Raw genomic sequence first — 25,112 nt, 5'->3', positions numbered from 1 at the left:
AGTCAGGTAGAACAAGTAACAAGCCAAGCTGATGATAAAAAAGCTCGGATTGCGGCTGCCGTTGCAAAAGCTAAAGCTAAGGTAAATGCTAAAAAAGCCCAAGAACAAGAAGCTCTCTTACAAGTCAGTAACAGTGATAACACATCACCTTTAAAACCTAGCAATGAAGAATTAGAATAATTATGGCATTTTGGATAGCAAGTTCGCCCCATAATCACAATCAAACCGAAACATCGGCTTTAATGCGTTTAGTCATTTATGCTTTATTCCCTGGGATATATGCTCAATGGTACTTCTTTGGCTGGGGTAATATTATTCATATAGCATTAGCTATCACCACAGCATTACTCTGTGAATTTTTCGCTTTATCACTACGAAGTAATTCAAAGAAAATCAATAAACAATTGTTCGATGGTAGTGCCATATTAACGGCAATACTAATTGGTATTTGTTTACCTGCTGTTGCTCCATGGTGGATTTCAGTTATTGGCGCTGCATTTGCTATTTTAGTGGTAAAACAACTCTATGGTGGTTTAGGGCACAACCCGTTCAACCCAGCGATGGCTGCTTACGTTATGTTGCTCATTTCTTTTCCTGTTCAAATGACATCATGGCAGCCGCCATTGCACCTGATGAATATAGATTTAAATTTCACCAATACGTTAACCACAATATTTACCGGTTTTACCAATGAAGGCTACTCCGTCGAGCAACTTCGCACGAGTATTGACGGCTTTACTATGGCTACGCCATTAGACACTTTAAAAACGAACCTAAATTTAGGTTTTACCACATTAGAAATCATACAAAACAACTTATTTTCTAATACTATAGGTCCAAGTTTAGGTTTTGCTTTTGGTTGGGAGTGGGTAAATATTGCATTTTTAATTGGCGGCTTAATCCTAATAGCCAAAAAAGCTATTGCTTGGCAAACCCCTATTAGCTTTTTAGTAAGCTTATTTATCTGTTCTTTTATTGCTTATAGTCTAAGCCCAGATACCAGTGCTTCACCTCTACTCCACTGGACAACAGGTGGTTGTATGTTAGGGGCATTCTTTATTTTAACAGACCCTGTCTCTGGTGCTACAAGTGTAAAAGGTCGATTAATTATGGGTGCTTTAGCAGGATTATTAGTGTACTTGATTAGAACGTTTGGTGGCTATCCCGACGGTATTGCCTTTGCTGTGTTACTTTGTAATATGACAGCCCCTTTAATAGATCAATATACACGTCCGCGTACCTACGGCCATGATATTGATAGTAACAAAGGTTAAATAATGACTAACTCTTTACCCCCTAATAAAAATGCTAAAGATAAATCAGCATTCCGATTACCAATACAAAAAAATAGTCAAATACTCGCAATATTCGCTATTGTTTGTACAGTTATCGTTGGCCTAGTTAATGAATTAACAAAAGATAGAATACAAGAACAAACACAATTGCAATTATTAAATACATTGCATGAAATAATTGAGCCAAGTAGTTATAACAACGAAATAACTCAAGACTGTGTGAATATTAGTTCACCTTTACTTGGTAGCACCCAAAATACCAATATAGTGCAAAAAGCTTACATAGCTCGTAATAATAACTCTCCTGTAGCAGTAGCTATCACAAGTACAGCACTCGATGGCTATAATGGTAAAATTGAACTGATTGTTGCTATCAATATAGATAATAGTATTAGTGGCGTTAGAGTGTTAAAGCATCAAGAAACGCCGGGGTTAGGTGATAAAGTAGAGCTTAAAAAAAGTAACTGGATCACAGCCTTTAATGGTAAAAAGCTATTATCAGAACTAGACACTCGCTGGCAGGTAACAAAAGATGGTGGTACTTTTGATCAATTTACCGGAGCAACTATTACGCCAAGGGCAATCGTTAAAGCAGTGAAAAACACGCTATTATTTTTTATCGAAAACAAAAACAAAGTATTAACGCTTCCTAATAGCTGTTTAATAGGTGATCAAGAACCTCAACCTGAATATGAGGCTACTAATGAATACTAGTGAAAATAATGTAAATGAAGCTCCTCAATTGTCAGAGAACAATATTGAGCTTGAGCAACAATTAGCAGAAAAAACATTAGCCCAAAAAGCACTTAAAGCTGAGTATAAAGAGTTAGCTATTCAAGGGCTATGGAAGAATAACCCAGGTATAGTTCAATTACTCGGCCTATGCCCATTACTAGCAGTAACCGCCACTATCACCAATGCTTTAGGTTTAGGACTAGCGACCTTGTTAGTTCTAGTCGCCTCTAATGCTACTGTTTCTGCTATCCGTCATTGGGTACCTAAAGAAATTCGCATCCCTATTTTTGTCTTAATTATTGCTTCATTTGTTACTTGTGTTCAGCTATTAATGAACGCATATACTTATGGTATATATCAATCATTGGGAATATTTCTCCCATTAATCGTCACCAATTGTGCCATTATTGGTAGAGCAGAGGCTTACGCATCTAAAAATCCAGTAAAACAAGCCAGTTTTGATGGCTTAATGATGGGACTTGGTTTTGCATTAGTGTTAATTTTGCTAGGCGCGATTCGAGAAATCTTAGGACAAGGTACATTATTTGATGGTGCTCACCTACTCTTTGGTGATTGGGCAGGTGTTTTACGCATTGAAGTGGTAAAATTAGATAGTCAGTTTTTATTAGCCATACTCCCTCCAGGAGCGTTTATTGCTATGGGCTTTATCATCGCACTTAAAAACAGTATTGATACTTATATAAAACAACGTCAACCCAAAAAAGAAAAAGCCACTATTGAGCGAGTTAGAGTTAACTTTGACTCATAAGTAACATGATACCAATTGCAATGAATAATAGTGACCGATACAAATGAATAAAGCCAAACGATTAGAAATGCTGACTAGGCTGCGTGATAATAATCCGGAGCCAACGACAGAGTTAAACTTTAGTACCCCTTTTGAATTACTAATAGCAGTACTTCTTTCGGCCCAAGCAACAGATGTAGGGGTAAATAAAGCAACCGCAAAATTATATCCGGTAGCGAACACTCCTCAAGCAATACTTGATCTAGGCTTAGAAGGGTTAATTTCTTATGTGAAAACCATAGGCTTATTTAATACCAAAGCTAAAAACACCATGAAAACCTGTCAAATGTTGGTTGACTTACATGGTGGTGAAGTACCAGAGAATCGAGCTGCACTCGAAGCATTACCCGGTGTTGGTAGAAAAACAGCCAATGTTGTATTAAACACTGCTTTTGGTTGGCTTAAAGATAATGAAGGTAACTACTTTTTAGCCGTTGATACTCATATTCAGCGACTGGCAAACCGTACAGGCTATGCCAAAGGTAAAACGGTTGAACAAACAGAACAGGCGATAATAAAAAACACACCAAACAAAACAGAGTTTATGTTCAATTTGCATCACTGGTTCATTTTACATGGACGTTACACTTGCACTGCACGTAAACCTAAATGTGGTTCTTGTATCATTGAAGATTTATGTGATTTTAAAGAGAAAACAGATTAACGCTACTTATTTTAGCTTTTGCTTTAAAAACTCGACAACCCGTTTATGCCGCATTTTTACCGCTGAAAGTTTTAGCTGATGAATATTCGCAATATCCTGAAAACTTAATTCACTACGATAACGTAATAGCATAATGTTACGATCGGTCAATGATAAATGTTGTATTAGCTCAGATAATACGGAAGCAGGGTCTTCGCTATCAGTCTTCTCATCTATTAAGTTTTCGAGGTATTCTTCATCATTCTCAATAATTCCCCAACGTCGCTCTCTTATCTTGTTAATACATTCGTTATAAGCAATTTTGAATAGCCATGCTCTAAAAGACACAACCCACTTAAAAGCCTTTAAATTTTTTAATGTTTTTATAAGAGTTTCTTGTACTACATCCTCAGCATCAGACTGATTATTAAGCAATTTTACACAGTACCCTTTTAATTCAGGTAAATATGGAGTAATTAACTGCTGAAATAAACGCGTATCATAAGGAAGACGCTCTTGTACTAAAACAACAAGCTGTCGTTCATTAAGCATAGTAAACAGTAACTCTTCTTGAAGGCTTTAATTTAATCGAAAAACTATTAGTTATAGTTAATCGATTGCAGAAATTAATTTAAGGTTATTACGAACAAAAAGTACTTAAGGGCCGTTGTGATCAGATATAACTACCATCTACTACTGATATAAATACAGAAGAAGTTATTAAGGCAATTACTATACCTACAGCGAATAACACTCTATTGTTCATTAAGGTTTCCTGACTCATTTGGATAAGATTTGGCACTACAGATGAGTCACTTAATCATGTATCTATGATAGGGGGAAAGTAACTTTAGCGTTTATCAAAATCGGACGTTGTTTTATCAATAACGGTCTAAATAACTTAAAAAGTAAATTTTCATGTTAAAAATAAACAGTTTACGATGTATGTCTGAAATGCGACAATAATAACTTACTGATAAAATGACGTATAAAAATTTTCTATGCCATCAAAAACAATAAAAAATAACTGTTCACTATCCTCCTTTTCTTGGGGGGTATTTTTTATCTTGTTTTTTTCACCAGCAAGTCTAGCAGCGTCCATTGATTACCTTGGTAAAGAACAAGGATTAAGTAACTCCAATTTGCATACTATTTTTCAAGATAGCGATGGTATTATTTGGGCAGGTACTGAGACTGATGTTAATTGGTATTTAGGAGGACAGTTTAACGAGTTAGCTATTGAGTTAAACGATACAGGAGAGAAGCCATTAAATGTTGCCCATATTTATGAAGATAACCACAAGGGAATTTGGTTTTTAAATTTTTCTAATGGTATTTTTCGATTAGACAAACGTGAATGGAAACTAGCTAAAATCTCATTCAAAGATCTACACGGTAAATTAATAGAACTAACTGGTCATCAAGTTTTTGTTGATAAAAAAGGAACTATTTGGTTAACGACTGATTCGGGGGTATTCACTTATGATGCCAATACACAATTACTCACTGCAATTCCTATCGCAAATACTGAACCTAATGAGTTATTAATTTTTAATCAGATTAGTTATTTCTCTGATAATCAAATGGCCCTAGCAACCAGCCAAGGAGTTTATTTTTGGCAAGAGCAATACGGTAAGTTTTATCCGCTAAAATCTGACTTTTTAGAAAACAAACCCGTAGAAAAAATCATTTACAATAATGGCTATAGCTGGATATTAACGACAGAATCAGTTTATCAAGTAAATCAACAGACCGATAAAATTAAAGTTGTTTTTACTTCTGACTCCCCCACCAATAAACTGCTAGATATGCTTATTGAACATGATGCTAGCTACTGGGTAACAGCTGATAACGGTATTTATCAGTTGTCAGCAGAAAACAAACTAATCCAACACTTTCAACCTAAGCTTTTTAATCAATCGGAAAACAACAGAGCCTTAGCAATAAAGAAAATTGATGAAAGGCTATGGGTAGCCTTACCCAGTTCATTAGTTGAATATGATTATAGCAGCCAAAAAATGAAGTTTATTGCACTAGGTGCTTTTCCCAAAAGTGATGAAAGTAACGAGATACTCAATATTTTTAGTGATACGTCAAAAAACTTATGGATGATCACCTCACAAGGGATTGCCAAAGTAAGTTTTAACCGACCAACATTTAATAGTTACCTTTTTGATCCTAAGTCATCTTTTGGACCTATTAGCACATTAAGTCGTGCAATTATGTATGATTCTAAAAACCGCTTATGGTTGGGTAGCCAAGATAGAGGTATTAGCCGCTATCACAGCCAAACTAAAAAGTGGGACTACTTTTCTCATCGTATAAATGACAAAAGCGCCTTGTCCAATAATCATGTAAGAGCCCTTCTTGAAGATTCACAAGGTGACATTTGGGCAGGAACAGAAGGAGGTGGCCTTAATTTATTTAACGAAGAAACCAAAAAATGGCAGCAATTTAAACAAAATGGTTGGCAAGATCATATTTTCAATTTACATGAAGGGAAAGCCCATAACTTATGGATAGGTCATGGCAGAGGCATCACTTCTTTTTCAACCAAATCTCACGAATTTACCAATTACTCTCCAGTAGAAGACAATGATACGGCACCAATGGTCAGAGCATTAAGCCCAGATAATAAAGATAACTTATGGATAGGCACCCATTTTAATAAAACAAAAGAACAAGAAAAATACACTTATGCGAGGGGGTTATATAAATTTAATACGCTAAGTCATGAATGGAAGAACTTTAATCATGATCCCGAACAGCCAGATAGTTTATCTAATGATTTAATATTTGCCATTAAAGTAGACAGTCATCAAGATGTTTGGGTGGGAACTTGGGGGGGAGGCATTAATTTATTAAAAAATGATGGTAAAAGTTTCCAGCATTACACAATGAAAGATGGTCTTTCGAGCAATGTTATTTATGCTATTTTTGAAGATACATTAGGTAATCTGTGGATTAGCTCGGCTGGAGGGCTTGATAAAATGACCCCTTGTCATAGATACCCAGTCACATCTAACTATCAATGCAAACCGATAATAAAACACTATAAATTTTCAACTCCGTTATCGGAAATTGAATTTGATTCCGAGAGCGCGTTTCAGGCCGAGGACGGTACAATATATTTTGGCGGCTTAAATGGTGTACTTAGTTTTAATCCAGAAAAACGTATGGGCTCTAACCCAAATATTCCCAAAAACACATTTTTTAGCCAACTTAGAATTAAAGACCAATTAATCACGCCTGAATTACATCAAGGTTTAGATCAATGGATAGGCTACGCAGATAAATTACAACTCAGTTATGATGATCAGCCCTTCTCACTCTCTGTCGCTAATAATGAATTTACTCAACCAGAAGAAAACCAGTATCGCTATAGAGTTGATAACGGCTATTGGTCAAGCATCAATCCTGATTTCAAAGACTTAACATTTAGAAAGCTACCATTTGGGCAGTATAAAATTGAAATTGATTCCAGTAATAACGAAGGTATGTGGTCTAATAATCCCAAAACACTAATGCTAACAGTTACCCCGCCATTTTATTACTCTTGGCTAGCCTTTACTTTATATGCCATAACTATTATCACCGGTATTTATCTTTATATATTAGCTCGACAAAATGAACATAGAAAACGTGAAAATCAGCTTAAAAGCCAAGTAAAATTAAAAACTGTAGAAATTTTACAAAGTAAAAATGAAGTTGAAAAACTGCTTAAAGAAAAACAACATTTTATTGAAAATATATCACACGAATTAAAAACCCCATTAACACTTATTTTCAACGCATTAGAAACGGTATCTAATACCGACTTAAATGCCGAAAATAATAAAAAAATAAGTAATATCAAACATAACGGCCAACGATTATTTAATCTTGTTGAGCAATTATTGTCACTTGCTAACAACAAACAATCAACTGCCAAAAAGTCAATTGTTAAGTTAGAGCATACCTGTAAACAAATCATTAATAATTTTTCTAGTTTAGCCTCAGCAAAATCGCTAACCTTTTCATTTGATTGCAAAACCAATGCCGAACTAATTATTGAAACTGAGTTGCTAGAGACTGTGTTAAGTAACCTGGTTTCAAACGCCATAAAATATGCCGAGAGTTCGAGTGAAATTAAAATTATCTGTATGTTAGATAACCCTTTTTGCATTATTAAAGTCACCAATGTAGGGCCTAATATTCCAGAACAATACGAAAATGTTATTTTCGAAAAATTTTATCGTCTTAAACATCACCACCAAACGGAAGGACAAGGCATAGGTCTTTCTTCAAGTAGAGAGCTAATTGAGTCTTATCAAGGGATGTTAACTTTAGATAATACTCAGCCTAATCTAGTTCAATTTATTATTTCCTTGCCTATTGATTTGATTTTTAATATCGATCAAACATTAATCGAGAATAAAAACAATCAAGAAGCTAATTTACAACCCAGCATCGCTATAAATCAATGTAATACCAAGCTACTTATTGTTGAAGATAACCTAGAAATAAACCAATTTCTGACGGAGTTATTGGCATCAAACTATGACGTTTTAAGCGTACACAACGGACAAGAAGCCGTTGAGCTTATTGATGGATTTCAACCTGATTTAATTTTATCTGATGTGATGATGCCATTAATGAATGGCTTTGAACTTTGTCAATTTATCAGGACAAGCAATAAACCATATAGTAAATGCCCTATCATTTTTCTTACCGCAAAAAGTGATATAGCAAGCCAAAAACAAGGCTTACAAGTTGGTGCTACAGATTATATCAATAAGCCTTTTAGCGGCGAAATATTAAAATTAAAAATTGCTAATTTATTAGACTCATCCACCGAGACTAGAAATAAAATTACAGCAATAGCAGCTAACCATTTACAAATAGAGTTATCAAACGATAGTACTGGTAATAAGTTTATTCAACGAACTAGAGAGTTTTTAAAAATACACTTTCCTGATCCTGAGTTTAATGTAAAAAAACTATCAGAATTATTAGCTATGGATGAAAGAACATTAAGACGTAAAACAGAACTTTATCTATCACAAAAACCTAAAGATATTATTCGAGAATATCGACTTCAATGCGCATATGAAATGCTAAAATTTGGTGATAGTATTTCAGATATATCAATAGCTTGTGGTTATACAACTTTGCCACACTTTTCGAAATGTTTTAAAGATAAGTATCAAGAAACCCCAAAACAAACTCAGCGAAAACTTATTATTGAAAATAACCAATAAAGAATGTGTTGTTAATAAAAAAATACCCTTCTTCTATTATTGCATGACTTAAATAAGTACAATTTACCGATAGAAGCGTAGAAACTAAGTAATACCCATGTACTAAGATTTTATCTTGCTATAAATTCACAATCAAAGGAATATCAATGAAATTTTTACATGCTATGGTGCGCGTTCGTGATCTTGAGCAATCACTAGACTTTTACATCAACAAGCTCGGTTTAATTGAAACAAAGCGCGTAGATGTACCTGAAGGCAAATTCACCTTAATCTACTTAGCTACAGCGATAGGAGAGCCTGAAGTTGAATTAACTCATAACTGGGGCTCAGAAGAAAACTATAAAGGTGGGCGTAACTTTGGTCATTTAGCTTTTGAAGTAGATGATATTTATCAAACATGTTTAGCGCTACAAAACAGTGGTGTGGTTATTAATCGTCCACCACGATGTGGCAATATGGCATTTATTAAATCACCTGATAATATTTCAATTGAGTTATTACAAAAAGGTGATGCACTACCGCCACAAGAGCCTTGGTTAAGCATGGAAAATATAGGCTCTTGGTAGTATTTGAGCACTATCATTAACGAGCTAAGTATATTATTGCCAAGAATATACTTAGCTCTTAGCAATATTTATTGAGCTAATGCCTCTTTAAGCGCTGCTAAACATAATAAGACATTTTCATTACGCGCAGTATGGCCCATTAATCCAATTCGCCAAGCAGTGCCTGCAAATTTACCTAAACCTGCACCAATTTCTAAATTATATTCTGTTAATAAGAATTGACGAACCTTAGCATCATCAACACCTTCTGGAATATAAACGAGATTTAATTGTGGTAAACGTTCTCCTTCAGGTACGATAAACTCAAGCCCTAAGCTTTCTAAGCCAGACGCTAATTTTTTATGTTGTGCTTGATGGCGTGCCCAACTATTTTCCAAACCTTCATTTTGTAACATAACTAATGATTCATGTAGTGCATATAAAGAGTTTACTGGTGCGGTATGATGGTAGCTGCGTTTACCCTGCCCTGACCAATATCCCATCACCAATGATTGGTCTAAAAACCAACTTTGTACAGAGCTATCACGATTTTTAATAATTTCAGCCGCCTTATCACTAAAGCTTATTGGTGATAATCCTGGCACACAGGATAAACATTTTTGACTACCAGAATAAACTGCGTCAATCCCCCAATCATCAACTCTTAACTCAACACCGCCTAATGAGGTAACAGCATCAACAATAGTTAAACAATTATATTTACGTGCTATTTCACATAAAGTTTTACAATCAGACAGCGCACCGGTAGAAGTTTCTGCATGCACAAAAGCAACAAAACTCGCTTCTGGTGTTTGTTTTAATGCTTCTTCTAAAGCTTCTGGGTCAACTGCTTTACCCCATTCTCCTTCAACAACCACAACCTTAGCGCCAATACGGACAACATTTTCAATCATACGTGCACCAAAAACACCATTTTGACAAACAACGACCGTATCATCAGGGGTTACTAAGTTAACAAAACAAGCTTCCATTCCCGCTGAACCTGGAGCCGAAATTGCCATGGTATAGGTGTTTTTAGTCTGAAATGCATATTGTAATAATGATTTAACTTCATCCATCATTTCAATAAACTTAGGATCTAAGTGACCTATGGTAGGTCGAGCAAGTGCAGATAAAACTCTAGGGCTAACATCTGAAGGACCTGGCCCCATTAATGTACGTTCTGGTGGTATAAAAGATTGAATTGGCATAATAAACTCAAATAAAAAAATTATTAGAACAATACCATAACATTCTCTAAATTATTTATTAAATTTATCGCTATTATCTCAACTATTTATTTTAAAAATGTGTAGTAAGGATTTCTTATACTGTTATCATTATCAATAACTTATTTTTTGAATATAGCAAAAAACACACATGGCACTTAAAGCAACAATTTATAAAGCTAATATTGAGCTTGCAGACATGGATCGTAACTACTACGACTCTTTGCAACTTACCATAGCACAACACCCTTCTGAAACAGATCAACGACTTATGGTGCGTTTGATATGCTACATTTTAAATGCCCATAATGATTTACAGTTTGGCAAGGGGTTAAGTGATGAAGATGAAGCAGTAATGTGGCAAATAAACTATAGCGATGAAATTGCTTTATGGATTGAATTAGGCCAAATAGATGAAAAACGCATCAAAAAGGCTTGCAATAAATCAGCCCATGTAAAACTTTACTGTTATGGGCCAAGCGTTGAGACTTGGTGGTCACAATCGCAAAACACATTAAATAAATTTCCCAAATTGAGTATTGAACAGTTTGAAACCAGTACTACAGATGCATTGGTAAAACTACTCAATAGAACGATGGAATTTCAATGCAGCATTCAAGACGGTCAACTATGGCTAAGCTGTGGTGATGAATCTTTATTAATAGAAACAACTACATTAAAAATAGAGCAGTAATTTACTACAACCTTGCTCAAACTTAACTGCTCAAACTTAATAGAAAACACAGGAAAATAATATGATTAAAAAAATCTCAACGTCTTTATTTACAGCCAGCATATTAGCAACAAGTATCGTCTCCTCATTTTCGACTTTAGCAGAGCAAAGCACGATATCTTTAGCACAAGTGACTAAAGATATAACCTACTTAGCCAGTGACAATTTAAAAGGTAGAGGAAATTTCTCTACCGAAATTAAACAAGCGGCCAGTTACATAGCAAGCCGTTTTCAAGAAAGCGGTTTAATCGGCACTGAAGATATCGCAGCGCATAGCTTTTTACAGAAATATAAAATATCAAAAATGAGTTCTACAAAACTCGACTTAGTTTTAAATGGACAAGCACAGCTCACTGACAACTTAACAATAGCCAGTACAGCAACAGACGTGTCATGGTTAATGACTAATGGGGTAAAGAGCAATGAGTTTACAATTCACACTATTGGTAAAGATGATAGCTTGCGTGACGCACTGAGCAATATAAATAGCCAAGGTGGAGATCACCTGGTTCTTTTAAACCCTGCACATGAAAAAACATTCCAACGCTATCAACAACGATTTGCCCGCGGAGTCACTAAACTGGTAGAAAAAAATAATCAGCAAGATATTGGTGGCACAATAGTAATAGCGCTTTCTAAAGTAACATCAGAAGAAGTTAAAAACATAGGTCTTGTCGCTAAAAACAAAAAAAGTATCAGTGAACTTAGCAACGTAATAGCCGTATTACCCGGAAAAACCAAACCAAACGAAATCGTACTTTATTCTGCCCACTATGATCATTTAGGTATGACAAATAGTGAAGGTGATCATATTTTTAATGGTGCTGATGATAATGCTTCTGGCACAACCGCAATTATTAATATTGCTCAGCATTACGCTAAACAAAATGACAATGCTCGTACCTTAATGTTTGCAGCGTTTAGTGCAGAAGAGCTCGGAGGTTTTGGATCACAATATTTTTCAAAGCAAGTAGATCCTAACAGCATCACTGCAATGATTAATATTGAAATGATTGGTAAACCGTCTAAGTTTGGCGCAGGTACAATGTGGATGACAGGAATGGAACGTTCTAATTTAGGTCAACAATTAAACCAAGTGTTAGCTAAATCGGGTAACGAAATTCATCAAGACCCTTATCCTGAACAAGGTTTGTTTTATCGTTCAGACAATGCAACATTAGCAAGATTAGGCGTACCTGCCCATAGCTTTAGTAGCACTCAATTAGACAAAGATAAACATTATCATAATGTAACTGATGATCTGTCTTCATTAAATTTACCTTCGTTACATAAAGTAATAGAAGCACTAGCAATTGCCACTCAACCTTTAGTAGATGGTTCAGTGACACCATCGCGTATTGATGTCAATAAAGTAAAAAATAGAGGTCTGATATATTAACCTACGCTCTCAAATTAAATAGCTAGAACATCAAGTGGGCAGCGCATCTGAAATTCTACTTTATTTTTTCCTTCAATTTGAAAGCCATGACGTAAATAAAGCCCTCTAGCAGGGTTTTTTAATAATACATTCAGAGTAATAGGTAGTTGAAGCTGTAATGCCTTTTTTTTAACGACCTTTAACACTTTACTGCCGATCCCTTTACCTTGATATTCAGGCAATATTTGTAATTGCCTGATATGCAAACTCTTGCTGGTATTATTAAGAGAAACGATTCCGAGTTTTAGTAGACCTATTGGTTTACGATTTCTTAGGATAATATGTGAATCGTAATAATGCTCTTTCACTCTTTCAAGGTGTTGTTCATTGGTTAGTTTTATTTTTGCATTTGCTAAATGCTTAGACATTGATTTTTTTCTTAAAATTAATAAAAAATCTAAATCTTCATGCGTAACGTTTCTAAAGCCTATTGTAAATTTCATTTAAATAGTTTTTAATTTTTCTGTATAAGGACAGTATAACAATATTTTCTGAAATAAAATCTACATAAGTACGATAATTATTGCGTAATCAGTAGCTATATCATCAACCTAAGTTTATAAGGTTAAGATCTGCGTTTAGCTATCAACAGTGCTGTAACAATAAACAAGGAACCAATAGCAAGTCGTGCAAGCTCTTCTGTTGTACCACCTTTTGCTTCACCAAACACAAATAAAGAAGCAAACATAGCTAACGGCACAACAGCATTATTAAAGGTAGCTAATACTCCGACACTTGTTTGAGTTCCTCCTTTATTCCAAAAAAAGAAACTAAGTCCTGAAGCTATTACCCCCATATACACTAAGACCAACCACTGCTCAGGTGTTGCATCTAAAGGTAAAGGTGGCTTTTGTGAAATTAATAATGTTGCAAGTATAGTAAAGACAGTAGCACCAAGATATAAAAAGCCAAAAACAGAGCTGTCGCTAATATGTGGTCGTTTTTGTTTCCAATCACGATAATAAACTTGCCCAAACGCAAAAGCAATATTAGCTATTTGCATAAGACCAAACCCTAACCAAATTTCGTTTGAGTCAATATTGCCCATTTTTATAATCGCTGCTCCAAACACCGAAAGTATAGTGGCTAATAAATACCAAGGAGTAAAACTGCGTTGTCGCAGGTCATTAATAATAACAATATAAAGCGGTGTAAGTACGCTAAATAGTGCAACTAAATGGGAGGGTAAATAACGAAAAGCAGAGAGATAACAGGTATACATTACACCATACTGAAAAGCTCCCAGTAATATCAGTTGCTTTTTTTCTTGCCAGTTAGTATTGCGTAGCTTTATAAAAGGAAGAAAAGCAAGTAATGCCAACAATAGTCGAGTATCAGCGATCTGCAGTGGATCAATACCTTTAAGCGTATTACCAATAAGACCAAAAGAAAAAGCCCAAATCAACGTAGTTATCACTAAATAAATCATTCAAAATCTCTATAAGTAAAGTTAATGTATTTAATAACTACCCTAATAAATACACAATTTCATCTTGCTCAAATACTGCTTAAAACTATTCCCCCTAATCAATGAATAGGAGGTACTAAACCTTTACTATATTACCAATGGTAAGTAGCACTAATAGTATATTGCTCACCACGACCAGGGGTACCAGGCACTTCTTCAAAAGACTCATCCCAAAGGTTATCAGCAGCAAGCATAATATCTAAACCTTTAATTTGTGAAGGAGATATTTTTACCGTTAGGTGTGTAAATAAAGCATCTTCATCTCCGTTGCGAAGAATATTTTCTTGCTGCTTACGCCATTCATTATCAACACGCACTTCAACAATGCTAGTAGGACGCCAGATCACACCTAAGGTTACACGGTGGTCTGGAAAGTTCAAAGCATAAAAGCTAGCATCAATATCAGCAAGGCCGTAGTCTTCCGATTTATCGAGAAAGGTATAACTAGTGATTATTTCAGCATTTTCTAACCGCTTTATTGCAATTAACTCAACACCTAATGTATCTATGTCAACCGGATTGGCAGTACGAGCAGAGGTTGAACTTAAGCTGTAAGTCCAATCTGTTAAATCATTATCTTGTCGATAAAAAATAGCAGAATCCAAACGCCAAGTGTCGCGATCTAAGGCGAGTCCTAGTTCAATATTTTTCGTAGTTTCTCGATCAAGCTCGTAATTACTTCTAAATAATCCACCGGTATTACTTCCACCAATAGCCGTATAACCAGCTACTTGACTAGCTTCTGCATAAGAAACATAAAGTGTTTGAGAAGTATCATCTGCATTGATTGTATTCCATGTGATATCACCAATTAATGAAGCTTGTGAATCGTCACGGTTCGTATCATCAAAAGCAGCCCCTAAACGAAAAGATAACTGTTGTTCATCAGCTAACTCTATTCTATATTCAGGTAATACACTGAATTTGTAATAGGAACGAGAGGTAAAATTATTTTCAAGTGAGGTTGATGTAATGTTATCTTCTATAAACTGTGCTGAATAATTTAATGCAAATTCAGCTGTTTGTACATGACGACCAGACAAACCTATCGATTTTACATTCGTTTCATGAAAAGATTGAAATGATTCTGGGTTTTCACGAGAAAAAATATAATGATCGTTGTTATTACGATAATAAGCAGATACTTCAAATGTACTATTTTGAGCATAATGCTGTTTATGATTCAATATAAATAACTCTGTTTTAATATCTTCAGTTTCATTAACATTAAATGGTGTGTACATATTCGGCCAGCCAAAAAACTTTTCTTGAGAGCCAAAAAACAAATCAGTTTGAGATGATGGACTCGCTAACTGAATGCGGCCTGAAGCTCGCTGAAAGTCGTGATCGCCAAACTCTATAGTACCGTCACTTTCAGAGCGTGAATATTCACCTTCAAAACCAATAGTCCAATCAGTGAAATCGTCAAGTTCAATACTAACAGCACTATGTATTCGTTGTAGATTAGAATTATTATTACCTACCCCAATTGAAGCACTACCCGACGTTTTTATCTCTTTCCATTCACGAGATACAGTTCCTACAGAGCTATTCATCCCTAGAAGCGCATTATCAACCCCTGTAAGTACGTTAGCATTACTCAACATTTCTTGAGCAATAGGAATTTCAGCAAAGTAATGCCCCGTTTGTGGGTCAACTAAAGTGGCACTGCCGACCCTAAACCCGGTATTTTCAAAAATTCCACCACGAATTGTTACATCTGCTTGGGCTTCAGCCATATTACGTGATTGAAGATCTACACGTGGGTCATATTCTAAATTTGACACTGGCGAGCCAAAGGTCCCTACAGGTTTGTTATTTGCTGTAGTTGAACCTTCCACCATGATTTTTTCAATATCATGACTTGATTCTTCCATCTCATTTTTTACTTCATTATTTGTTTCCTTATTCACATCAGATGCTAATACAGAAGTCGATAGACTAAATAACAAAGCAGGTAAGGCAACTTGTACAATTCGAATCATGTTAATATTCTCTATTCACTCTATTGGTAAAAAACGATCTTTTCTTTTAAGCACAAAATACATCAACAAAAGTTAACTGCTTCAATTGCTAATGTAAAAACAGAGCTTAAATATCGAAACATCAAGCAGGAATACCATCAGTGATATTAGCTTTAGTTATAATCGTTAGGTTGACGGGCATTATATAGCAGTCAGTAAAACATCATAGATGTAAACTAGACAAGAAGTAACTTGGTTTACATTAGTACAAAAAGAAACCACAACTGATGTAGATTATCAATTGGCGTTTACTGGTTTGGTGAGAATATAGCAGCACTAATAGCTAAAATTTATCACAAATTGATTACGACAAAGTTTATAACAAGCTTTCAGTATAAAAAATCGTTAATATGAATATTTTAACTCATTTGTTCACAGCAATAATCGAAATATCACTAACACTATATAAAGAATCAATTACCTCGAACATTAAATACATTAACGCTACTTATATTTATGTAATATTTTTTTAGGGATATGACAGTAATCATTTGGAAAGCGAGATAACCTTTCTTGGTGTTCCTCGTCACTTTTCACATAATTAAGAAGCGGTAATATTTCTACAACAATCTTATCCGCATCATCACGACAGTTAATAAACCGAGTAGCACTTTTGAGGTGACTACTTTGTTTGCTGTATATTCCAGTTCGGTATTTCTTTCCTACATCTTCCCCTTGCTTATCAATACTATATGGATCAATTATTTCAAAAAAATAACCAATAAGTTCATTAACATTAACTACATTGGGAGAAAAAATTACTTTTACACACTCAGCATAACCATCATAACTACTTTTAGTACTATCCGTTAACCCATTAGCTCGTCCTGCTTCAGTTTTAGAAACCCCTGGTAGATACTTAAGAAACTCCTGTACTCCCCAAAGACATCCACCAGCAAAATAAATAACTTCCACTTCGTTGTTATCATGATTATATTCTTCAATCTTCATTTTTACTCTTTACAAAAAGGTTTTTGGTTCGTTGTTTTCGTTAATATACTTTTACCATAACTCGCTATTACATTATTTATCAATAACACCCGAATATCAGTCAGCATCTTTGCAAACAAAAGTAAGTTATCGACTTCAATGGTAACATCATAAGCTATCCCCTATTCTATCAAGTTAAACCGAAAGATAAGCAATACCTTTATTTTACAGTGAAATAAGTCTAATACATTATATAAAGACAACAAATAAAAAATAACTGTTGGCTTTTCTTCATTCATCGCTTATTTTAGCCCATTATTGCCTCCCTCCCTTAAGCAAGGCGTTATGCCAATTTAGAGTAATTTAATGATTTCACGTAAACATCACAAAATAGTATTTTCTTTTTTTATGGCATTGCTCATGTCATGTATTATGTCTTTCGTTATCAGTGTTTTTAACGTAGGTATGGTGAGCAACATCATTGATATTTGGTTAAACGCTTGGAGCTTTGCTTTTCTCGTTGCATTTCCAGCCATCATTATTGTGTCTCCTATCGTCCATAAACTCGTTAACATTGTATTACATGAGGAATAAACAGCAGCTAATTCACTTTTTCATTAGCAATTAGGAGTAAAAGCTTACTCTATAATTATTCTATATATTCTTTATTCTCGACAATCATTTATCAAATATTGTCAATATAGCGATAATGATAAAGGGCTACATCTATGTTGATTAAATAAAAATTAGCACCTTTTGCACCTTCTGACATTTAATAATGCATGAAAAATGAGTTGTAATAGTAATTTACCTCCGTGTATCATCCTTAAGGTGTTTAAATAACAAGCTAAAAATTAACCTGCATTAAGTGTTAGTCGTATGCTAAACCGTTAAATAAATATAAGCGAAAAGGATAAAAACAATGATAAAAGTTAGCGTGATGTATCCAAAGTCTTTAGATGGAACTTTCGACATAAACTATTACTGTAAAACACATATTTCGTTAGTTGGAGAACTGTTGGGAGATAGCTTAAAGCATGTAACTGTTGATTCTGGCCTTGCTGGTGGTGCTCCTGGGGAAGATCCTGCCTTTATTGCAATGGCACATATGACATTTGATTCAGTTGAAAGTTTTGAAGAAGCTTTTGGGCCTAATGCCGAGACCATAATGGCGGATTTGGCAAATTTTACAAATATACAACCTCAAATTCAAATTAGTGAAATTAAACTCTAATATATTCTATCAACAAGAACTTCACTGTAGTATAAAAGTAGAGAATAGTTGGTTATTTTTGATGACTTATTGTTATAACCAACTGTTTATTATCACTAATTAGTCTCTTAATCTATGGTAGATTTTTCTAACACTACTATTTTTTCTCTAATTGCTTCCGCTTCAGCGGTAATCATAGCATACGATTTAATATCGCCACTTCTTTGTGCGTTCATCGCTAGTTCAAGCTTAGCTTCATAAGCCTTATTTAACTTTTTAACTGGATCTTTCTTAAAAATTGCGAACATTATCATTACTCCTAAAATGGTAGTAATTAATTATACGCAGATAAACATATTTTGGTTTACTTATTGCGAACGATTAAAGGATCACAATACGTAAGATTTAAATTTAAAGCTTATATTTATACCAATTTCACTAACTATGTGATCATTTCTACTTGTTAAAACCATCAACTACATCATTATTTATTTAATAATTAGAACAACTAGTTATTGAAATAAATGCCTTGTATTTGACAATTTTTTCTATGTATAAAATTGTAACCTAATGAATGAAACTGGTCTTATTGATATATCATTTCGAGCAATTACATATTTTGATTAGCATAAGCGCGCCAGCCGCCTAAATGCGTAATATCAGTAGCAGATTCGATTGCGTACCCTTCACAAATAAAGCTAGTTATCCAACTACCATCGTCTAGTTCAACTTTACCTAATCCTAATGGTTGCCCTATTCCCTGTAAAAAACTCCCAACAGTACTTACCGGTATACGCCACACTTCAACGTCAATGGCGGTTCCGTCTTCTGCTACTCGAATTAAACCTGGGCGAAAAGGAGGACCACCTGCTAATGCGTAAAAACGATAATCCGCAGAGGTTTTACAACTTTTCACTAAGTAGCCACCACGCTCTGTTAATTGGTGATTCAGTGGAAAACCAGTTAAATGTGCGCCACAAACAGCAATATCAACTTGCTCTACATTTGCATCACTTAAAACTGTACTACTTACTTTACTTAGAGCTTGCTGCGTCGCTCCTAAGGTAAAGTTATTCAGTTGTTGTACTTTAGCGCCAGCGCTCAATAGTAAACGGTCGCTAAACGCAGGGCCAAATAAGGTAATACCAAACGGTAATCCTGATGCTAAAAAGCCGGCAGGCACAGCAATTGCGGCATAATCCAATAAATTCATAAAGTTGGTGTAATAGCCTAAATTAGAATTTAGCTGAATCGGATCGGCTTCAAGTTCCGCTATAGTATAAATAGTGCCAGCAGTTGGCGTGACAATACAATCTAATTCAGCAAGGATGGCATCACATTCCACTTTGAAAGCCTGTAATTTATACATTGCTTTAAAAGCACTTACCGCAGAATGTTTAGTTGCACCACCAATGATGGTTTCAATAACAGGTAAACATTGTTTAGGGTCGTTAACAAAAAATTCTTCAATAGCAGCGTAACGCTCTGCAACCCAAGGGCCTTCATACAGCAGTTTCGCGGCATCTAAAAACGGTTGAAAGTTAATAGTAACTACTTCTGTGCCAGCTTGTTTTAGCTGCTCAACGCTATTCTCAAATAAGGCTTGTGCGCTTTCGTCACCAAAAAAGGCAAGCTGCTCTTGTTCTGGCACACCAATTTTTAATGACGCAAGACCTGACGCTGGTTGATAAACCGCATCAGCGCCCAGGTTGAGTCTAGAGTAGCAGTCGCTCATATCTTGTTTTGCCGCAATCGTTAATAGTTCATTTAACTCATCAACCGTATTAGCAAAAAAGGTAACGCAATCTAAACTTTTACAAGCAGGCACCACACCAGTACAACTCAACAAACCTTTTGTCGCCTTTAACCCCACAATGTTATTAAGCGCTGCAGGTACACGGCCTGAGCCTGCAGTATCGGTACCTAATGAAAAGCTTACGTTACCGTTAGCAACCGCAACGGCACTACCCGAGCTTGAACCGCCTGAAATATATTCAGGGTTAAAACTATTTTTTACTGCACCCCATGGGCTTCGAACCCCCACAAGCCCAGTGGCAAATTGGTCTAAATTAGTTTTACCTAATGGAATCGCACCCGCTGCCATTAACAATTGCACAACTTGCGCTGATTGCTCAGGCTGATAACGATACGCTTCACAGCCGGCAGTAGTCGGCAAAATGTTTAAATCAATATTATCTTTAATCGCAAAAGGTACGCCGTATAAAGGTAACTCGTCGAGCGACTTATCGCTCAGTGCCACTAACATTTCAGTTAACTGCTCATCTGAAACCGTCGCTAACCAAACATTATTTTGATCGTCTTTAGCTTGCTTTAATTTAGCGGTTAAAAAACTTTCAACGTTTAATTCACCACTACGGTAAGCATCTTGTAAAGCGCTAATGGTCATGTTTTGTGTGATCATATTGTTAGTATCAATCATTAGTTTTTCTCCAAAATCAATAAACGTTGTCCAGCGTGTACTTGCGCACCTTCTTTTTGAACTAAGCTTGCAACAGTACCTGCGGCAGGTGCTACTACTTCAATTTCCATTTTCATAGCTTCTAAAATTAATAACGGTTGTCCAGCTGTCACTTTTTCACCTGGCTTCACTAGAATCTTCCAAATATTACCCGCGACATGACTATCAACACCGCGTTGTTCGGCAGTTAAACTCACAACATCAGTTTCTACTTGAGTCATTTCGTCGGCAACAAAATTAGCTTGTCCTGATTCTTGCCATTGTTGACGCTCTGCTTCAAACGCTTTTTGCTGCTTGTCTTTAAAGGCAACAATTGACTCTTGGTTCTCACTCAAGCTTTCTTGGTATTGCGCTAAGCTAAAAGTTGTTTCTTCAATTTTTAATGGGTAATCACCACGTGGAAAATCATGACGAATTTGTGTCAATTCTTCACTACTTACGGGGTAAAATTTAATTTGGTCGAAGAAACGTAATAACCACGGTTTTTGAAATTCTGCTGTTTTACGGTAGCGGTTCCACATTTGCAAAGTACGACCAACAAACTGATAACCACCTGGGCCTTCCATACCATAAACACATAAATAAGCGCCACCAATGCCAACAGCATTTTCAGGAGTCCATGTACGTGCAGGGTTATATTTTGTGGTAACTAAACGATGACGAGGATCTAGCGGTGTTGCCACTGGCGCTCCTAAATAGACATCACCTAAGCCCATCACTAAGTAACTTGCGTTGAAAACAATTTCTTTTACTTCTTCAACCGAATCTAAGCCATTAATGCGACGAATAAATTCAATATTATCAGGACACCAAGGGGCGTCTTTACGCACTAATTCATCGTATTTTTTAATCGCTAAACGTGTTGCATAATCATCCCAAGATAAAGGAATATGCACAATACGTGATGGCACAGTTAATTGGCTTACATCCCCTAATGCCTGTTCCGCTTCTGCTAATAAGTCAAGCAACGTGGCTTGTGGTAGCAATAAATTATCGTAATGTATTTGTAGGGAACGAATACCTGGCGTTAATTCTTCAATACCAGCAATATTCATTTCTTGTAGTTTTAACATCAAGGCATGAACACGGAAACGTAAGGCAACGTCTAATACTTGCTCACCGTATTCAACTAATAAGTAGTCTTCACCACTGGCGCGGTAAACTACTTGCTCGTTTAACTCTGATTTATCAATTGTTTTGATAATAGCACTTTCAGGTAGTTCTGTTGGTGCTTTTTGTTCAACAAACTGAGCTGATTGTAATTGTTCAATTTGTTGTGTTTCTAACTGTTGCGCATCAAGAATAGAGACGGGTTGAAAACGAATGCTCGCCCCCGCTTTTAACTGACCTACTTTCCATAAATCTGCTTTGATAATGGTAACGGGACAAACAAAACCACCTAAACTTGGGCCGTCAGGACCTAGGATAACTGGCATATCACCAGTGAAATCAATGGTACCAACCGCATAAGCATTATCGTGAATGTTTGAAGGGTGTAATCCTGCTTCTCCACCATCATTACGTGCCCATTTAGGTTTTGGCCCCATTAAACGCACACCAGTACGGCTTGAGTTAAAGTGTACTTTCCACGTTGCATCAAAGAAGGCATCAATATCTTCAGGACAGAAGAAGTCTGGCGCACCATGTGGTCCGTAAATAACACGAATAGTCCATTCATCGGTAATATCAGGTAATAACGTTGAGCCTTGTGTTTCAGTACCTTCAAATGTGCATTCAGAAAAGTCTGCAATGCTTAATACATCACCCGTACGTAAAGCACGACCGGCATGACCACCAAATTGACCTAGCGTAAAGGTTGATTTACTGCCTAAATAATCTGGACATTGAATACCTTCTTGTACGGCTAGATAAGCACGTGAACCAGCCCCTTTAATATTACCCAGTGTTAAAGTTTGTCCTGCTTCCACGTTAATAACAACACCATTAGTCACACTAACGTTATCTAATTCCGCGTCTATTGTGGCACCGGCTAAAACAATACGTGTTGCACTGTTAAAGCGTAATGTTGGGCCACTAACAGTAATCTCTAAACCTGCAGCATCATCGGTATTACCTAATAAGGTATTCGCTAAACGAAAACTAACACTGTCCATTGGACCTGAGGGTGGTACACCGATATTCCAGTAACCTTTACGACCAGGGTAATCTTGAATAGTGGTTTGTGTACCACCAGCTAACACGTCAATTGAACAAGGTGAGTAAACAAAGCTATTTAATGTTTGTGTTAATAGCTCGGCATCTTCTACTACTTTACTGCTTAATAACTGGTGTAAATAATCTTTATTGGTTTCTATACCGTAAATTTCACTACGAATAAGTGCTTGTTTTAAGCCGGTAAGCGCTTGTTCACGTGTTTTACTATGACAAATAACTTTAGCTAACATAGGGTCAAAAAATGGTGACACTTCAGTGCCACTTTCTAACCAGTGATCAATACGTAATGTGCCTTGGTCAACTTCTGTTGCCCATTTAACATGACTAATTAAACCGGCGCTTGGTTGGAATGATTTATTCGCGTCTTCTGCATACATACGCACTTGAATAGCATGACCTTTAGCCACTAATGTTTTTTCAAGTTCAGCTAATGGCGCTAACTCTTTTGCCGCTAAGCATACCATCCAGTTAACAAGGTCAACGTTATATACTAACTCGGTTACACCGTGTTCAACTTGTAAGCGTGTATTTACTTCTAAGAAGTAGAATTTTTGATCTTGTTGGTCAAAAACAAACTCTACCGTACCTGCGTTACGATAATTAACCGAAGCGGCTAAACGGGTTGCTGTACTATGTAATTGTTGACGAACATCGTCGGCTAAATTAGGTGCTGGACACTCTTCAATTACTTTTTGGTTACGACGTTGTGCTGAGCAATCTCGTTCACCCAGAGCGATAGCATAACCTTCACCATCACCAAAAATTTGCACTTCAATATGGCGCGCTTGCACAATAAATTTTTCTAAAAATAATGCGCTGTTACTAAAGTTGTTTTCACTTAATCTTTTTACTGAATCATAAGCTTGGCTTAATTCTTCTGCGCTATTACAGCGCTGCATGCCAATACCACCGCCACCAGCAGTACTTTTCAGCATTACTGGGTAACCAATTTTTTCAGCACACGTTAATGCATCATTTAAATCTTCAAGTAGATCACTACCTGGTAATAACGGCACGTTAGCTTCTTCAGCAATTTCACGTGCTCTATGTTTAAGACCAAACTCAAGCATTTGTTCTGGTGTTGGCCCTAAAAATACTAAATCATTTTCTTCACATGCTCGAACAAACTCAACATTTTCACTTAAAAAACCGTAACCTGGGTGAATAGCCTGCGCGCCACATTCTTTGGCGATAGCGATAACTTTTTCGATATCAAGATACGTTTGTTTAGCGCCACCTTCGCCTAATGAATAAGCTTCGTCAGCTTGAGAAACATGCAGGCTATCTGCATCGGCTAGGCTATAAATAGAAACACTTTGAACCCCCATTTCTGATAGGGTACGGATAATACGACAAGCGATTGCGCCACGGTTGGCAATTAATACTTTAGTGAACATAATGATGACCTTTTAAAGGTTGGGTCGTCCCGAAAATAGTACTGAGCGTTTGGTAACAAGGTCGTCCTTGCTGGCTCGTAATGGCTGCTAAATAGTTTATTTACAGCACGTTATCTTTTAATTAATCCCAAATCAGCATTTCAACTGCGGTTGGATTATAAGCATTACAAGGGTTATTCAATTGAGGACAGTTCGACAATAAAACAATTACGTCCATTGCAGCTGTCATTTCTACATATTTACCCGCTCCGCTGATACCGTCAGCAAAACTTAAACCACCGTCACTACTTACAGGTACATTCATGAAGAAGTTAATGTTGTGAGTAATATCGCGTTTACTTAATCCGTATTGTGGGTTTTCGGCTACGGCTAATAACCAGCTATCGCGACAAGCATGCATACATTTTTTTTCTATCGCGTAACGCACTGTATTACTTTCGGTTGCACACGCACCACCTAATGTGTCGTGACGACCACAAGTATCGGCAGTAATTTCTAACATCTCATTACCGTCGTTAGAAAGCAATTTGCTTCCTGTCGTTAAGTACACATTACCTTGCTCACGGATAGTATCCATGGCGCTGTAACGCTCACTTGGGTCGTTCGCGCTGTAAAATAATGTATCTGCCGCTTGGTTACCCTCTAAATCTAAAATGCGTAGCGTTTGCCCTGCTTTAAGTACTTGCATGTAATAGTCACCGGCAAGGACAGTATCGCTGCGAGTCGCTTGCTCTACTTTAAGTTGACTTGAAGTGATCAT

Annotated in this window: 21 protein-coding genes; 11 read left to right on the top strand and 10 right to left on the bottom strand. The window is 36.2% G+C overall.

Features of this window, described 5'->3' with window-relative positions:
• The 5 genes from Q4496_RS10250 to nth form a co-directional block, all read left to right on the top strand.
• The coding region (locus Q4496_RS10250; RefSeq protein ID WP_303610404.1) for a hypothetical protein at nt 1-180 on the top strand (180 nt) is incomplete at its 5' end.
• Between the two features lie 2 nt (nt 181-182).
• Nucleotides 183-1,274: an electron transport complex subunit RsxD gene (gene rsxD / locus Q4496_RS10245; RefSeq protein WP_303610403.1), complete on the top strand. Its 1,092-nt coding sequence runs from the start codon at nt 183-185 to the stop codon at nt 1,272-1,274.
• 3 nt (nt 1,275-1,277) lie between these two features.
• Nucleotides 1,278-2,009 carry an electron transport complex subunit RsxG gene (rsxG, locus tag Q4496_RS10240; RefSeq protein WP_303601933.1) on the top strand — a complete coding sequence of 244 codons (732 nt, stop codon included), beginning with the start codon at nt 1,278-1,280 and terminating at the stop codon, nt 2,007-2,009.
• Nucleotides 1,999-2,799: an electron transport complex subunit E gene (locus Q4496_RS10235; protein ID WP_215972572.1), complete on the top strand. Its 801-nt coding sequence runs from the start codon at nt 1,999-2,001 to the stop codon at nt 2,797-2,799. Before rsxG ends, Q4496_RS10235 begins: the two co-directional genes overlap by 11 nt.
• A 43-nt stretch (nt 2,800-2,842) precedes the next feature.
• On the top strand, nt 2,843-3,502 hold the full coding sequence (gene nth, locus Q4496_RS10230; protein ID WP_215972573.1) for an endonuclease III: 660 nt from the start codon (nt 2,843-2,845) through the stop codon (nt 3,500-3,502).
• 6 nt (nt 3,503-3,508) lie between these two features.
• Here the strand turns inward: nth and sigX are convergent, their stop codons facing one another.
• On the bottom strand, nt 3,509-4,033 hold the full coding sequence (gene sigX / locus Q4496_RS10225) for an RNA polymerase sigma factor SigX (RefSeq protein WP_215972574.1): 525 nt from the start codon (nt 4,031-4,033) through the stop codon (nt 3,509-3,511).
• A gap of 515 nt (nt 4,034-4,548) precedes the next feature.
• Here sigX and Q4496_RS10220 point away from each other — a divergent pair.
• Entirely contained in the window at nt 4,549-8,721 is a 4,173-nt protein-coding gene (locus tag Q4496_RS10220; RefSeq protein WP_303610402.1) for a two-component regulator propeller domain-containing protein, read from the top strand.
• Between the two features lie 146 nt (nt 8,722-8,867).
• Complete coding sequence (locus tag Q4496_RS10215) at nt 8,868-9,287, top strand: VOC family protein (protein WP_215972576.1); 420 nt, start codon at nt 8,868-8,870, stop codon at nt 9,285-9,287.
• Between the two features lie 68 nt (nt 9,288-9,355).
• On the opposite strand, the gene Q4496_RS10210 is transcribed toward Q4496_RS10215, so the two are convergent.
• On the bottom strand, nt 9,356-10,477 hold the full coding sequence (locus Q4496_RS10210; RefSeq protein WP_215972577.1) for an alanine--glyoxylate aminotransferase family protein: 1,122 nt from the start codon (nt 10,475-10,477) through the stop codon (nt 9,356-9,358).
• A gap of 169 nt (nt 10,478-10,646) precedes the next feature.
• Here Q4496_RS10210 and Q4496_RS10205 point away from each other — a divergent pair, with 169 nt between their 5' ends.
• Nucleotides 10,647-11,189: a YaeQ family protein gene (locus Q4496_RS10205; RefSeq protein ID WP_303601930.1), complete on the top strand. Its 543-nt coding sequence runs from the start codon at nt 10,647-10,649 to the stop codon at nt 11,187-11,189.
• Nucleotides 11,190-11,250: 61 nt separating this feature from the next.
• The gene (locus tag Q4496_RS10200; protein WP_303610401.1) at nt 11,251-12,627 is read left to right on the top strand and encodes a M28 family peptidase; all 1,377 of its coding nucleotides are present in this window, start codon (nt 11,251-11,253) and stop codon (nt 12,625-12,627) included.
• Nucleotides 12,628-12,641: 14 nt separating this feature from the next.
• Here the strand turns inward: Q4496_RS10200 and Q4496_RS10195 are convergent, their stop codons facing one another.
• The 4 genes from Q4496_RS10195 to Q4496_RS10180 all read right to left on the bottom strand — a co-directional run bounded on the left by Q4496_RS10195 (nt 12,642) and on the right by Q4496_RS10180 (nt 17,109).
• The gene (locus Q4496_RS10195; protein WP_215972580.1) at nt 12,642-13,109 is read right to left on the bottom strand and encodes a GNAT family N-acetyltransferase; all 468 of its coding nucleotides are present in this window, start codon (nt 13,107-13,109) and stop codon (nt 12,642-12,644) included.
• Nucleotides 13,110-13,231: 122 nt separating this feature from the next.
• Nucleotides 13,232-14,095: an EamA family transporter gene (locus tag Q4496_RS10190; protein WP_303601928.1), complete on the bottom strand. Its 864-nt coding sequence runs from the start codon at nt 14,093-14,095 to the stop codon at nt 13,232-13,234.
• A gap of 131 nt (nt 14,096-14,226) precedes the next feature.
• Nucleotides 14,227-16,119 carry a TonB-dependent siderophore receptor gene (locus Q4496_RS10185; RefSeq protein WP_215972582.1) on the bottom strand — a complete coding sequence of 631 codons (1,893 nt, stop codon included), beginning with the start codon at nt 16,117-16,119 and terminating at the stop codon, nt 14,227-14,229.
• A 483-nt stretch (nt 16,120-16,602) separates the two neighbouring features.
• Nucleotides 16,603-17,109, bottom strand: a complete 507-nt coding sequence (locus Q4496_RS10180; protein WP_215972583.1) for a peptide-methionine (S)-S-oxide reductase — start codon at nt 17,107-17,109, stop codon at nt 16,603-16,605.
• A gap of 345 nt (nt 17,110-17,454) precedes the next feature.
• On the opposite strand from Q4496_RS10180, the gene Q4496_RS10175 reads away from it, so the two are divergent.
• Both Q4496_RS10175 and Q4496_RS10170 read left to right on the top strand, forming a co-directional pair.
• Nucleotides 17,455-17,682 (top strand): DUF2798 domain-containing protein, encoded by a 228-nt coding sequence (locus tag Q4496_RS10175; protein ID WP_215972584.1) that lies wholly within the window; start codon nt 17,455-17,457, stop codon nt 17,680-17,682.
• A 328-nt stretch (nt 17,683-18,010) separates the two neighbouring features.
• Nucleotides 18,011-18,322, top strand: a complete 312-nt coding sequence (locus Q4496_RS10170; protein ID WP_303601926.1) for an EthD family reductase — start codon at nt 18,011-18,013, stop codon at nt 18,320-18,322.
• A gap of 107 nt (nt 18,323-18,429) precedes the next feature.
• Here the strand turns inward: Q4496_RS10170 and Q4496_RS10165 are convergent, their stop codons facing one another.
• The 4 genes from Q4496_RS10165 to Q4496_RS10150 all read right to left on the bottom strand — a co-directional run bounded on the left by Q4496_RS10165 (nt 18,430) and on the right by Q4496_RS10150 (nt 25,112).
• Nucleotides 18,430-18,609: a DUF6435 family protein gene (locus tag Q4496_RS10165; protein WP_215972586.1), complete on the bottom strand. Its 180-nt coding sequence runs from the start codon at nt 18,607-18,609 to the stop codon at nt 18,430-18,432.
• A 302-nt stretch (nt 18,610-18,911) separates the two neighbouring features.
• Complete coding sequence (atzF, locus tag Q4496_RS10160) at nt 18,912-20,741, bottom strand: allophanate hydrolase (protein ID WP_303610400.1); 1,830 nt, start codon at nt 20,739-20,741, stop codon at nt 18,912-18,914.
• Nucleotides 20,741-24,352, bottom strand: a complete 3,612-nt coding sequence (gene uca, locus Q4496_RS10155) for an urea carboxylase (protein ID WP_303610399.1) — start codon at nt 24,350-24,352, stop codon at nt 20,741-20,743. The genes atzF and uca overlap by 1 nt, the downstream gene beginning before the upstream one ends.
• 121 nt (nt 24,353-24,473) lie before the next feature.
• Nucleotides 24,474-25,112, bottom strand: coding sequence for an urea amidolyase associated protein UAAP2 (locus Q4496_RS10150; protein ID WP_303610398.1), 639 nt, complete (start codon nt 25,110-25,112; stop codon nt 24,474-24,476).

The organism is Colwellia sp. 5_MG-2023, from assembly GCF_030547795.1.
Classification (GTDB): Bacteria; Pseudomonadota; Gammaproteobacteria; order Enterobacterales; family Alteromonadaceae; genus Colwellia.
This window is presented reverse-complemented; position numbering and strand designations above follow the sequence as displayed.

Bases quoted from the DNA above. Each gene is read 5' to 3' on its own strand.
- Q4496_RS10215 (WP_215972576.1), top strand. From the start codon at position 8,868: ATGAAATTTTTACATGCTATGGTGCGCGTTCGTGATCTTGAGCAATCA.
- nth (WP_215972573.1), top strand. From the start codon at position 2,843: ATGAATAAAGCCAAACGATTAGAAATGCTGACTAGGCTGCGTGATAAT.
- Q4496_RS10195 (WP_215972580.1), bottom strand. From the start codon at position 13,109: ATGAAATTTACAATAGGCTTTAGAAACGTTACGCATGAAGATTTAGAT.
- Q4496_RS10165 (WP_215972586.1), bottom strand. From the start codon at position 18,609: ATGTTCGCAATTTTTAAGAAAGATCCAGTTAAAAAGTTAAATAAGGCT.
- Q4496_RS10205 (WP_303601930.1), top strand. From the start codon at position 10,647: ATGGCACTTAAAGCAACAATTTATAAAGCTAATATTGAGCTTGCAGAC.
- rsxG (WP_303601933.1), top strand. From the start codon at position 1,278: ATGACTAACTCTTTACCCCCTAATAAAAATGCTAAAGATAAATCAGCA.
- Q4496_RS10235 (WP_215972572.1), top strand. From the start codon at position 1,999: ATGAATACTAGTGAAAATAATGTAAATGAAGCTCCTCAATTGTCAGAG.
- rsxD (WP_303610403.1), top strand. From the start codon at position 183: ATGGCATTTTGGATAGCAAGTTCGCCCCATAATCACAATCAAACCGAA.
- uca (WP_303610399.1), bottom strand. From the start codon at position 24,352: ATGTTCACTAAAGTATTAATTGCCAACCGTGGCGCAATCGCTTGTCGT.
- Q4496_RS10190 (WP_303601928.1), bottom strand. From the start codon at position 14,095: ATGATTTATTTAGTGATAACTACGTTGATTTGGGCTTTTTCTTTTGGT.
- Q4496_RS10200 (WP_303610401.1), top strand. From the start codon at position 11,251: ATGATTAAAAAAATCTCAACGTCTTTATTTACAGCCAGCATATTAGCA.
- sigX (WP_215972574.1), bottom strand. From the start codon at position 4,033: ATGCTTAATGAACGACAGCTTGTTGTTTTAGTACAAGAGCGTCTTCCT.
- Q4496_RS10210 (WP_215972577.1), bottom strand. From the start codon at position 10,477: ATGCCAATTCAATCTTTTATACCACCAGAACGTACATTAATGGGGCCA.
- Q4496_RS10170 (WP_303601926.1), top strand. From the start codon at position 18,011: ATGATAAAAGTTAGCGTGATGTATCCAAAGTCTTTAGATGGAACTTTC.
- Q4496_RS10175 (WP_215972584.1), top strand. From the start codon at position 17,455: ATGATTTCACGTAAACATCACAAAATAGTATTTTCTTTTTTTATGGCA.
- Q4496_RS10180 (WP_215972583.1), bottom strand. From the start codon at position 17,109: ATGAAGATTGAAGAATATAATCATGATAACAACGAAGTGGAAGTTATT.
- Q4496_RS10150 (WP_303610398.1), bottom strand. From the start codon at position 25,112: ATGATCACTTCAAGTCAACTTAAAGTAGAGCAAGCGACTCGCAGCGAT.
- atzF (WP_303610400.1), bottom strand. From the start codon at position 20,741: ATGATTGATACTAACAATATGATCACACAAAACATGACCATTAGCGCT.
- Q4496_RS10185 (WP_215972582.1), bottom strand. From the start codon at position 16,119: ATGATTCGAATTGTACAAGTTGCCTTACCTGCTTTGTTATTTAGTCTA.